The organism is Nostoc sp. DedVER02, assembly GCF_034530675.2.
Lineage (GTDB): Bacteria > Cyanobacteriota > Cyanobacteriia > Cyanobacteriales > Nostocaceae > Nostoc.
In genome coordinates, this window is sequence record NZ_JAVRCP020000001.1 from 1 (window position 1) to 11,162 (window position 11,162).

The 11,162-nt window shown below is 40.3% G+C and carries 11 protein-coding genes; 9 read left to right on the plus strand and 2 right to left on the minus strand.

Features of this window, described 5'->3' with window-relative positions; genetic code table 11:
- Window positions 1-197 precede the first annotated feature (197 nt).
- From RMZ41_RS00005 to ureA, 4 genes are all read left to right on the plus strand, one after another.
- On the plus strand, window positions 198-1,121 hold the full coding sequence (locus RMZ41_RS00005) for an SPL family radical SAM protein (protein WP_322643167.1): 924 nt from the start codon (window positions 198-200) through the stop codon (window positions 1,119-1,121).
- Window positions 1,114-2,400: a photosystem II assembly protein gene (locus RMZ41_RS00010; protein WP_322643166.1), complete on the plus strand. Its 1,287-nt coding sequence runs from the start codon at window positions 1,114-1,116 to the stop codon at window positions 2,398-2,400. The genes RMZ41_RS00005 and RMZ41_RS00010 overlap by 8 nt, the downstream gene beginning before the upstream one ends.
- Window positions 2,401-2,474: 74 nt before the next feature.
- Entirely contained in the window at window positions 2,475-3,311 is an 837-nt protein-coding gene (locus RMZ41_RS00015) for an urease accessory protein UreD (protein ID WP_322643165.1), read from the plus strand.
- 39 nt (window positions 3,312-3,350) lie between these two features.
- Window positions 3,351-3,653 (plus strand): urease subunit gamma, encoded by a 303-nt coding sequence (gene ureA / locus RMZ41_RS00020; RefSeq protein ID WP_322643164.1) that lies wholly within the window; start codon window positions 3,351-3,353, stop codon window positions 3,651-3,653.
- Between the two features lie 599 nt (window positions 3,654-4,252).
- Here ureA and RMZ41_RS00025 read toward each other — a convergent pair.
- The gene (locus tag RMZ41_RS00025; RefSeq protein WP_322643163.1) at window positions 4,253-5,335 is read right to left on the minus strand and encodes an ATP-dependent 6-phosphofructokinase; all 1,083 of its coding nucleotides are present in this window, start codon (window positions 5,333-5,335) and stop codon (window positions 4,253-4,255) included.
- 432 nt (window positions 5,336-5,767) lie between these two features.
- On the opposite strand from RMZ41_RS00025, the gene era reads away from it, so the two are divergent.
- The 3 genes from era (at window position 5,768) to RMZ41_RS00040 (ending at window position 8,220) form a co-directional block, all read left to right on the plus strand.
- The gene (era, locus tag RMZ41_RS00030) at window positions 5,768-6,742 is read left to right on the plus strand and encodes a GTPase Era (protein WP_322643162.1); all 975 of its coding nucleotides are present in this window, start codon (window positions 5,768-5,770) and stop codon (window positions 6,740-6,742) included.
- Between the two features lie 219 nt (window positions 6,743-6,961).
- Window positions 6,962-7,639 (plus strand): response regulator transcription factor, encoded by a 678-nt coding sequence (locus RMZ41_RS00035; protein WP_322643161.1) that lies wholly within the window; start codon window positions 6,962-6,964, stop codon window positions 7,637-7,639.
- A 290-nt stretch (window positions 7,640-7,929) separates the two neighbouring features.
- A complete protein-coding gene (locus RMZ41_RS00040) occupies window positions 7,930-8,220 on the plus strand; it encodes a hypothetical protein (protein WP_322643160.1) in 291 nt (96 codons plus the stop codon).
- Window positions 8,221-8,479: 259 nt separating this feature from the next.
- On the opposite strand, the gene RMZ41_RS00045 is transcribed toward RMZ41_RS00040, so the two are convergent.
- Window positions 8,480-8,893, minus strand: a complete 414-nt coding sequence (locus RMZ41_RS00045) for a hypothetical protein (protein ID WP_322643159.1) — start codon at window positions 8,891-8,893, stop codon at window positions 8,480-8,482.
- A gap of 239 nt (window positions 8,894-9,132) precedes the next feature.
- Between RMZ41_RS00045 and RMZ41_RS00050 the strand changes: the two genes are divergently transcribed.
- Window positions 9,133-9,699: a PadR family transcriptional regulator gene (locus RMZ41_RS00050; RefSeq protein ID WP_322643158.1), complete on the plus strand. Its 567-nt coding sequence runs from the start codon at window positions 9,133-9,135 to the stop codon at window positions 9,697-9,699.
- Window position 9,700: 1 nt separating this feature from the next.
- The gene (locus RMZ41_RS00055) at window positions 9,701-11,083 is read left to right on the plus strand and encodes a carotenoid oxygenase family protein (protein ID WP_322643157.1); all 1,383 of its coding nucleotides are present in this window, start codon (window positions 9,701-9,703) and stop codon (window positions 11,081-11,083) included.
- The last annotated feature ends 79 nt before the right edge of the window (window positions 11,084-11,162 follow it).

Here is an 11,162-nt window from a genome sequence, read left to right on the forward strand (position 1 = left end):
GTCCTTTGCGGTTCGTTTCTCTTTCTTATTTCTTGTACTTCAATATGGTTTAGCGCATCTTCATACAGAATTGGTATAAGTTCTGTTAAAAATAAAATTGGGAATTATAACACAATACAAACACTTGTAGAGACGGCGATTCATCGCGTCTTCAAAACCCGAAAACTCAAAAATCTAAATCTCATATCAGGAATCAGATGGCACAACCAAAATATGAAGGTTATTGCGAATGTACTCCTACCAAATTAGTCCGAGAAAAGTTTGGAGATGTCAATGTTTATGCACAAAATGCTAAATCACTCTTAACAAAAGCTACAGGTTTTATTGCTGCTTATGATTTTACCCTGAATCCTTATCGCGGTTGTCAATACGGCTGTAGTTATTGCTATGCAGCAGCATTTAGCCCTAACACTCAAATGCGCCAAGATTGGGGTAAATGGGTAATTTTTAAAGAAAATGCTACTGAAATTTTAACTAAAGAATTAGATAAATGGTATCAAAAAAATCCTCATCAGCCTCCTAGAATTTACATGAGTAGCGTTACAGATCCCTATCAACCACTAGATTCTAAACATCAACTGACTCGTAGCTTGTTAGAAGTCATGATTGATTATCGTCCAACATTAGTAATTCAAACTCGTAGCCCAATTATTGTTAGAGATATTGATTATTTACAACGATTTCAGCGATTGCGAATTAATATGAGTATTCCCACAGGCAGCGAATTAGTTAGAAAAGATTTTGAACCGCGATCGCCAAGTATTAAAGCCAGACTAAATGCCATCAATAAAATTAAACAAAACATCGATCGTCTTAAAGGTTTTCTTCCCAAAATTTCTATCACTGTTACCCCTCTCCTTCCTACTTTACCAACTGACGAGGCTGCTTTTATTAAAAAACTAGCGATCGCCGATAGAGTTGTAATTCAAGCTTTCCACTCTACAAGTCAGAGCCGTTCTCTTGTAGCATCAACTCGTCAAGAAGCTGAAGAAATTAAGCAAAAATACCCTTGGTGGTATGAAAATGAGAAATTAAGCTATATGAAATTTAAGGAAAAATTAGTTTCTCAGCTTCCCGGTGTAGAAATTATGGAAGGCAAAGAAGGATTTGGTTATGAATAAAATTATAATCAATTGGTGGCGAAGTCAGCAGTTCAAACTATCTTTAAAACGTGGTGATATCCAACGTGCAGTCCAATTATTGCAAGAGATTCAAAAATCGGGTGCAAGATTCTCATGGTTAGAAAAACTATTTAGAGATAAACTTCAACTTGAACGTTATTCCCAAGAATATAAACGGCAAACAGAAACTTTAAGTCAACAAATAGCCGAAAATTTAAAGACAAACGATAATTTTATTTTAATGCCAGATGAGGAATTTGTTAAATATATCTATAAAGTTTTTAGTTTAATCCAGCACGATGAATATAAACTGCAATCTACTGGAATTGATGAACGTATATTTGATGAATTAGAATCAAAGTTAGTTGAATATCTTAAAGAAGAATTTAGTAAGATTCCTGATAAACAGTTATTTATTAAGTTAGAAGACGCTCTTGAGGATATTAATAACTTAAAAATTGGACAAGAACCAGACTACCGTTTTAGTCTAACTCCTCATGTCTATTTTATGAAGTATTTTTTAGAAAATGTATATTGCACATATTTAGCTTGGTTTCTGATTTACCAGGATGCTTTACTACCAAGCAAGGTTAATATCCTTGATATTGCAGCAGGGCCAGGAACAGTTGCCTATGGTTTAGCTTTATTTCTCCAAAGTAGTAGCGGTTTTTTTGATATCCCACAAATGCACATATCATACTACTCTTTAGAAAAACAAGATGCCTTCCAGTTTCGTGGACTTCAGTTTTGGCGACGATATATAGAGTCGCGCTTAACTACAGTGAATGCTTATTTTCGTTTTGTAACTACCGATATTTTTAATTGGGAAAATAAATCGAATAATCTGCCTAAAGACTTTTTTGACTTTATCGTAATTTCCCACTGCTTTTTTACAGATCCAGCCAAGAGGGTTGAATCTAATAATACTTACAAGCAAATATTTGCCACTAGCTTAAAAAATTCAGGTTATATTCTGCTAATTGTGCAAGATAAAAAGTTATTCAAAATTTACGATGTTCATCAAAGTGAAAACAAAGAGCAGGAAAAGATTGTAGTGGATAAATTTCTGGCAGAACTTGGATTAGAAATGGTCTGGTATAAATATCTAACCTCAACAAGTTCAAGAATACCTTTGTCAGGTGCTAAATTTGGCAAATTTGCTCAAGAAAACTTACCAGAGCAACTGTATATGAGTCAGATACTCCAACAATATTTTAGTCAGAAATATCAGTCATGTTATACATTAGATGATTATGTAATTTTGGCGAAAAAATCATGATAAATTGCAGGTAAAGCAGCAAATAATGCATTAAATAAATATAAGGTATCTGAACTTTAATCTTAGATTTATAAATGACCTGCAACTCACAAATAGCAAAAGGCTGGCATGGCAAACTAAATTTAGTCTATGCCGATCGCAAAAACACAACCCAATTAATTTACGATCGCCACCAAGCACCCCTAAAGGTACAACGCCCATTTTATCCAGAAGGGGAAATTTGTCATAGCGTCATTTTACACACGGCTGGGGGCATGGTAGGAGGCGATCGCTTATCTTCTAACATCCACCTCCAACCCCAAGCCCAAGCTTTAATTACTACAGCAGCAGCAAGCAAGATATATCGCAGTAATGGCTTACAAGCTAGACAAACTATCGATATGCAAGTTGACGCTGGTGCTTGTTTAGAATGGTTGCCGCAAGAGACAATTTTATTTAACGGCGCGATTTATCGACAAGATTTACGGGTAGAATTAGCAACCGGGGGGAGTTGGTTAGGCTGGGAAATTACCCGATTTGGTCGCACTGCTAGGGGAGAAAAATTCTTACAAGGAGAATGGCGATCGCATACCGAAATTTGGCAGCAAGGCGTTCCCTTATGGATCGATCGGCAATTGTTACGGGGTAGCGAAGATATTTTCCACAGTCCCCACGGCTTGGCTGGAAAACCAATAGTAGGTAGTCTTGTTTGGGTTGGTAGTGCAGTTTCAGCAGAAATAATTGAAAAAACGCGAAATTTGTGGGATGGGGAAGGAGAAGCGGGTGTTAGCCGATTACAGCATGGATTATTGTGTCGATATCGCGGTTCTTCTACATCTGAGGTGAGAAACTGGTTTATTGATGTTTGGCAGATGCTACGAATTTCTTTCCTGAATCGTGGTAATTGTATACCAAGAGTTTGGCAGGTTTAAACGAACCGCAGAGGCGCAGAGAACACAGAGGAGATAAAAATGCAATTGACACCCCAGGAAAAAGATAAACTATTGATTTTTACTGCTGCTTTATTAGCAGAAAGACGTAAAGAAAGGGGTTTAAAACTGAATTATCCTGAAGCAGTTGCTTATATTTCTGCTGCTATTTTAGAAGGGGCGAGAGATGGGCAGACTGTAGCAGAATTAATGAGTTATGGTACAACACTATTAACGCGGGAAGATGTCATGGAAGGCATACCAGAAATGGTGCATGATGTACAAGTTGAAGCTACTTTTCCTGATGGTACAAAGTTAGTGACAGTACATAATCCAATTCGTTAAATTTGTTTTATGCTGCGTTGCTTTCAATTGCTGTTTAGACTAAGAAAAGACAAAAATACCCAGCAATGCTAAGTTGAGAATCTCAAAACTTACATAGTTATAAATCGAGTTTTATTGTTGCTTGTGCGCTGTCTGTATAAGCCAATACGGTTCAGTTAAGGCTAAAACTCTGTTACCAAAGTCACTTTTTTAACGAACCGCCAAGGCGCAGAGAACGCAGAGAGAAGAAAGAGATGCTTAACTGAACCGTATTGCTGTATAAGCAAGTATTCTCTATAGAAATCCGGTTTGATTTTTGAAAATATACGTAGGATGTGTTAGCGACAGCGTAACGCATCAAACCTATGATAATAGTGCGTTACGAACTCCGTTCTAACACACTCTACAATACCTAATTCCGTTCAAAAATCAAATAGTAATCCTATATTAGGAAGATATGCAGGATGAATTAGAGATTGTGAATCCGTTTAAATAAAAGTAGATAATTAGATTTACAGTTATATACTTTGGTTATTAGATATAAACTATACCAGTTATCGCTTGCGTAAATTACAGGTGATAGTAGAGGCACAGCATTGCTGTGTCCCTACTCTGTATGTTTAGTCTCCTAAATAAATACCCATGCCACGGGCGGTTTTAACTAAAGTACCATCGGGATCGACAGCACTATATTGAGCGATCGCTTCTGTAATTGGTACACTTAAAACTTGGCGATTTTGCCATGTCACCATGCGATCGTATTTATCCTCTGCAATCAGATTAACCGCCGCTACGCCAAAGGCTGTTGCAACTAATCTATCCAGTGGTGAAGCAGTTCCACCACGTTGAATGTGTCCTAAAACTGTAACTCGCGTTTCTACACCGATGTGTTCAATAATTTTATCTGCCAAATATTCACCAATTCCACCGTATCGAGATTGACCTAAGCGATTTGTAATCGTTACATTTTCCCCGTCATGGGTACGAACCGCTTCAGAAACAATTATCAAACAATAGTTTTTGCCTTTCTCTTGGCGTTCTTTGATTTTGTGGCAAATGTGTTCAACGGTATAAGGGATTTCAGGGATTAAAATGACATTTGCTCCCCCCGCAATTCCCGCAGCTATTGCGATGTGTCCGGCATCACGCCCCATCACTTCTAAAATCATGACTCGGCTATGACTGGCAGCAGTAAAATGTAACCGATCTAATGCTTCCGTGGCAATATTAACTGCTGTATCAAAACCGATAGCGTGTTCGGTAACACCAATATCGTTATCAATGGTTTTGGGAATACCTACTAGATTAATGCCACCTTGTTGGGCGAGACGGCGGAGAATTGCCAAGCTACCATCACCGCCAATACCAATCAAAGCGTCTAAACCTAGCTCATGATAACCTGCAATGATTTCTTCGGAGCGATCGCATAAACTCCCATCCGCCATTGGAAAAGCAAAAGGGTCGCCTTTATTGGTTGTCCCTAACATTGTGCCACCCGCAGTTAACAGCGAGTCAACTCGATCGACTTCCAGCTTAGTGAATTGTGGCGGACGCGCCATTAATCCTAGAGTCGCTTGACGAATTCCCAAAACCTCCCAGCCGTAAGTATCCACAGCACAATTTACTACAGCCCTAATTACGGCATTTAAACCAGAACAATCACCTCCACTGGTAAGAATTCCAATGCGTTTGGGTTCTCCCATATTTTTTATTGACATTTTGATCCAAATATATATTGAGTAGCCGATGAAACTTAAGACATTAGCAACAGATTAAACCTAAGCAAATGCGCCTCTAGTAAATACCAAAGTAATTTTATGTTTGTTTTGGATCTAAAAAAACCAAATCTAAGAATTCAGAACTCAGGAGCCAGAAGTCAGAGTTTATCTAGGTTTGCTTTCATTACCGACGAAACGAGGGAAATTTAGAGTTTAATTTTTTTAATATTCTGACTACTGAATTCTGACTCCTGAATTCTACAACTAAGGTTATCTCAGCTGTAAAATATAGGTGTAGAGCCAGTAGTAGATTAAACCTCGGCAAAAGTAATCCCTAAAAGTGCCCCTAAAAGTGCCAGGGTAATTTTATGTTTGTTTTGTGTCTAAGAAAAAACCAAGTTATCCCAGCTATAAAATATGAGGGTGGAGCCAAAGGTGACTAGTATTGATAATTACAACTTCTCTTTTTCAGGAGAGGTGAAAATTCCACAGGCTCCTCCTGACTTTAAATCAGGTTTTATCGGCATTGTTGGTCGTCCTAATGTCGGTAAATCTACTTTGATGAATCAATTGGTAGGACAAAAAATTGCCATTACATCACCAGTAGCACAAACTACACGTAACCGTTTGCGCGGCATATTAACTACACCAGAGGCGCAGTTAATATTTGTAGATACGCCAGGAATTCATAAGCCCCATCATCAATTGGGCGAGGTGTTGGTGCAAAATGCCAAAATTGCCATTGAATCGGTAGATGTAGTGCTATTTGTGGTAGATGGAGCCGTGGCTTGTGGATCGGGCGATCGCTATATTGCCGAATTGCTCAGTCGCAGCAAAACCCCGGTGATTTTGGGCATGAACAAAACCGACCAACAACCGTCCGATTCTGAGTTTCTAGATGATAGTTACGCCCAAATGGCCCAGTCCCATGAATGGGAAATTGTGAAATTTTCTGCCAAGACGAGTGTAGGATTACCGCAACTTCAAGAATTATTAATTGAACATTTAGAAATTGGGCCGTTATATTACCCGCCAGATTTAGTAACTGACCAGCCAGAACGCTTTATTATGGGTGAATTAATCCGAGAACAAATTTTATTATTGACTCGTGAAGAAGTACCCCATTCAGTAGCGATCGCCATTGACTTAGTAGAAGAAACTCCTAGCATTACTCGTGTACTTGCTACCATCAACGTTGAGCGTGATTCTCAAAAAGGCATACTCATTGGCAAAGGTGGAGGAATGCTCAAAGCAATTGGTAGTGAAGCCCGCGAACAAATCCAAAAGTTAATCGCTGGTAAAGTTTACTTAGAATTGTTTGTCAAAGTCCAGCCAAAATGGAGACAGTCGCGGATTAGTTTAGCAGAGTTAGGCTATCGCGTCGAAGAATAAAATAAATTTGTCATTAGTCATTGGTCATTGGTCATTTGTGATTGATCACTTGTACTGAGCGAACGCGAACATCGTCTCGTAGACAAACTGTTGGTGCAGCCTATCATAGAGAAGTATTTTTCATTGCTTATTACCAGGAGAAAAAAGCAAATAACAAATAACAAATGACAAATGACAAATGACAAATGACAAATGACAAATGACTCCTAATTAATAAATATGTCTTTAGACACTCGTTATCCCTTAAATTTACCAGCCAATGCTCCGCCTTTGCGGGTGTTAATTGTCGAAGACGATCCGATGATGCAACTGGGATTAGAGCAATCATTAATGGCTCATCCTCAGTTGGAGATTGTTGGACAAGCAGAAGATGGTTATTTGGGAGTTCAAGCTGCACTGCAACTAAAACCCGATTTGGTGGTTATGGATATAGGATTACCGCGATTGGATGGCATTGCAGCGACACAGCAAATTAAAGCGGCACTACCAGCAACTCATGTAGTGATGCTGACATCTCATCAAACGGAGACAGAAATAATTGCGGCGCTATCTAGTGGTGCAGATGCGTATTGTATTAAAGGTGCAAGTGTGGAACGATTGTTAAGTGCGATCGCAGCCGCAGTTGATGGTGCAGCCTATCTCGATCCCCAAATTGCGCGGCGAGTAATTGACAACCTCAAACCGCCTGCACCCAGCAGCAACAACGCCAACTTATCTGGGCGCGAGTTAGAAGTGTTGAAACTCATGGTAGACGGCTTAAGTAACCCAGAGATTGCCGAAAAACTCTATCTCAGTCCCAACACTATCAAAACTCACGTCCGAGGGATTATGAATAAATTAGCAGTAGACGATCGCGTACAAGCAGCAGTCGTTGCATTGCGTTCTGGGTTAGTTTGATATAGGAATCCGGTTTTATTTATGAAAATATCCGTAGGATGTGTTAGCGACAGCGTAACGCATCAAACCCTTGATAATAGTGCGTTACGAACTCCGTTCTAACACACGCTACAATACCTAATTTCGTTCACAAATCAAATAGTAATCCTATATCAGAAAAAATTATAGATCAGGGTGTGTAGCCTCCCTACTTTGTTTGCAACTTTCAAAATACTAAATGTCAACCTTCGGATATATTTCTAACTATCAAAATAGTTGTAAAACTTTTAAAGTTAGCTGATTTTTGTTCCATGCGCTCATTACTATTTCAAAACTTGAAGCTGACTATTCCTACAGCTTTAGTATTTACTATTCTTGGCTATATTCTAAGTCTACCTCTGAGTTATCTTGGCAACTCAGAAGCAGCAAGATGGCAATTCAATTTCGAACGCACAATATTTATTGAAACCCGAAAGCTTGATGAGCTTGGAAGTTTTCAAGCTAGCGTAGCACTTGGTGGTACAGCCCTGGGAATCCTAGTAGCTCAAACAACTTTTATTGCATATATATTTGGACTTAGCAATCGTAGCACTAAGCAGTAAGCGACTAATGCAGCAAAATACAGAAATAAATCTTAGCTTTAGTAAAGATAAGAAAACTGGTGCATCCAAACTGAACAGAGAAATTCCCACTTTCTGCCCCAATAGCCGCGAAGAATGGCGGATATGGTTGGAAAAAAACCATAGCACTTCTTTTGGTGTATGGCTTATTCATGATCACATTATCTGATACAAGAAAACTTATGCCGCTTGCCTGTGAAGTTGCTCTAGAACTTGGGGCTTAAGCCCCAAGTCTTACTCTTTAAACCTTAGTCGTGAGAAATCTTGATATTTCCGCATGTGCCAACACAGCAGCAGGTTCACTCTGGAGAGCATTGTAATACTTTCTCTCGAAGGTATTGCCCGTTTCTAACGGTATAATCAGCGTGCGGACATCAGCAATTAACTTTTCAAAATCTTCTATTGCAATCGGTTCATCTGCTTGCAGCATTTCGTCAACTTGCACAACCACCTCAGAAATCCGATGTAGCCAAGCAAATTGTTCATGAGCGATAACTAGCTGAAGAAGTTCTCCGCTTGATACTCGTCCACTAACCTGTTCGTAGGCAATACGTTCGGTGTCCAGCAACATTTTGTGCAGATGAAGCAATTTGTTGCGTAAATCACGCAAATATTGATGTTGACGTATTCTTTGTGAAAGTGTGTTAGAAGTCAATGTTACCCATCCTCTCGTTACAATAGTCTTTTACTAATTCGTAATTAAAGTTTTAATTCTGCGTCTGTGCAAACAGCACCATTAACTATCTGCCCAAGCTCGCTTCATGAATTCGGTTTCCTTGTTAAGGTGCATTACATTATAACTGTTGAATCTTATATGTGATTAATCATATAATAGCATAAAATTATAGGAAGTACATCTATTGAGGAAATGTCAATTATGGGAAAACTGTCTTAATGTCCCTAGCATACGTAATTCTAGGTTTTCTTCAGCAGCAAGAAATGACGGGCTACGACCTCAAAACAAGCTGCTTCGATCGATGTATTGCCCATTTGTGGCCAGCAGACCAAGCACAAATTTACAGAACTCTTGATAAGCTAGTTGAACAAGGGTGGATTACCTGTACAGTTGAGATTCAACGCGATCGCCCCAACCGTAAAGTCTACAGTGTAACGGAGCCAGGAAAAGCTGAATTTGCGCGATGGCTTGAAACTCATCAGCCTTTACCGACTATCCGAGAACCTTTGCTCCTCCAGTTGCATTTTGCAGAGCAATTGCCGAATGAAACCATTATTCATCTACTAGAGCAACAATTGGCGGCTCGAATCAAAAAGCTTTCTGAATGTGAAATCATTGATTTGCCATCACTTGGTGATGAGTCTGCCAACCGCGAGCAAGTAATGCAAAGGCTGGTGCTAGAGTTAGCGATCCGAAGAGAACAGACTTATATTGATTGGCTGAAGATAGTGATAAATGTTATCAGTAAAGAAAAGCCATGTACATCACATTATCAGATTTTATAAAATGGCAACAATAGCAGTTAATCCTTATCTTAATCGCAATTTTGCTCCAATCCGTGAAGAAATCACCACCGACAAACTGCTAGTCATTGGAGAATTACCTCTTGACTTGTCGGGGATGTTTGTGCGAAATGGCCCTAACCCTCAATGGACACCTATCGGTCAATATCACTGGTTCGACGGAGATGGGATGTTGCACGGTGTACAAATTAGTAACGGCGTAGCAACTTATCGCAACCGTTACATCCAGACAGCCGGGTGGAAAAAAGAACGAGAAGCGGGTAAGGCTTTGTGGAGTGGGCTTTTAGAACCACCGCAAACGGATAATCCTCATGGCCCCCGCAAAAACACCGCTAATACTGCCTTAGTGTGGCACGCGGGTCAGATGTTGGCACTGAATGAGGGAGGTAAACCTCACGCTATCAAGCTTCCTGAATTAGAAACCATTGGCGAGTATAACTACGATGGGAAACTGATTTCTGCCTTCACAGCCCATCCGAAAGTAGACCCGGTTACGGGTGAGATGGTCTTCTTTGGCTACTCTCTGTTTGCACCACCATACGTCCAATATAGTGTAGTGTCGGCAGAAGGCGAACTGTTGCGGACAGTGCCAATAGACCTGCCCATAGGAGTGATGATGCACGATTTTGCCATCACTGCAAACTACACAATTTTCATGGATTTGCCATTGACTTTTAGCGTCGAGCGATCGCACCGGGGAGAACCCGTTATGATGTTCGAGCGCGATCGCCCCAGTCGTTTTGGTATTGTACCACGCCACGGTGACAACAGTAATATCCGCTGGTTTGAGACTCCTGCTTGCTACGTCTTCCATACCCTCAACGCTTACGATGATGGCGATGAAGTCGTGCTGATTGCCTGTCGTATGAGTTCTACTACTGTTTTGAATCTAGATAATTCGCAACCCGACCCAGATGCAAATATCCCGCGTTTGTATCGCTGGCGGTTTAACCTGAATACGGGGACAGTGCGTGAAGAAATGTTAGACGATGTAGCTTCAGAATTTCCCCGCGTCAACGAAAATCTATTGGGGCGGCAAACCAGATATGGTTACACCAACAAAATGGCGAATAGTCCCCTACCTTTATTTGAAGGTATCATTAAGTACGACTTAAGCAGTGGAAAGTCCCAAACTCACCTATTCGGAGAGGGACGCTATGGCGGTGAAGCTGTGTTTGCGCCACGTTCTGGTGCAATTACTGAGGATGATGGCTGGCTTGTAACTTTCATCCACGATGAAAATTCAAACACTTCAGAATTAGTAGTGGTCAATGCCCAAGATGTGACTGCCGAACCTGTAGCACGGGTGATAATTCCCCAACGAGTGCCTTATGGATTTCATGGTACTTGGGTTGCTGAAGAATAGGGGATTAGGGACTGGGGGTAGGGAGCAGGGAGTAGGGGGACAAGGGGACAAAGGGAGAAGGAGAATACCCCATTCCCAG

Coding starts and splice junctions, on each gene's coding strand:
- RMZ41_RS00015 (WP_322643165.1), top strand. CDS start 2,475: ATGACCTGCAACTCACAAATAGCAAAAGGCTGGCATGGCAAACTAAAT.
- RMZ41_RS00050 (WP_322643158.1), top strand. CDS start 9,133: ATGTCCCTAGCATACGTAATTCTAGGTTTTCTTCAGCAGCAAGAAATG.
- RMZ41_RS00055 (WP_322643157.1), top strand. CDS start 9,701: ATGGCAACAATAGCAGTTAATCCTTATCTTAATCGCAATTTTGCTCCA.
- era (WP_322643162.1), top strand. CDS start 5,768: ATGAGGGTGGAGCCAAAGGTGACTAGTATTGATAATTACAACTTCTCT.
- RMZ41_RS00005 (WP_322643167.1), top strand. CDS start 198: ATGGCACAACCAAAATATGAAGGTTATTGCGAATGTACTCCTACCAAA.
- RMZ41_RS00035 (WP_322643161.1), top strand. CDS start 6,962: ATGTCTTTAGACACTCGTTATCCCTTAAATTTACCAGCCAATGCTCCG.
- RMZ41_RS00040 (WP_322643160.1), top strand. CDS start 7,930: ATGCGCTCATTACTATTTCAAAACTTGAAGCTGACTATTCCTACAGCT.
- RMZ41_RS00025 (WP_322643163.1), bottom strand. CDS start 5,335: ATGGGAGAACCCAAACGCATTGGAATTCTTACCAGTGGAGGTGATTGT.
- ureA (WP_322643164.1), top strand. CDS start 3,351: ATGCAATTGACACCCCAGGAAAAAGATAAACTATTGATTTTTACTGCT.
- RMZ41_RS00010 (WP_322643166.1), top strand. CDS start 1,114: ATGAATAAAATTATAATCAATTGGTGGCGAAGTCAGCAGTTCAAACTA.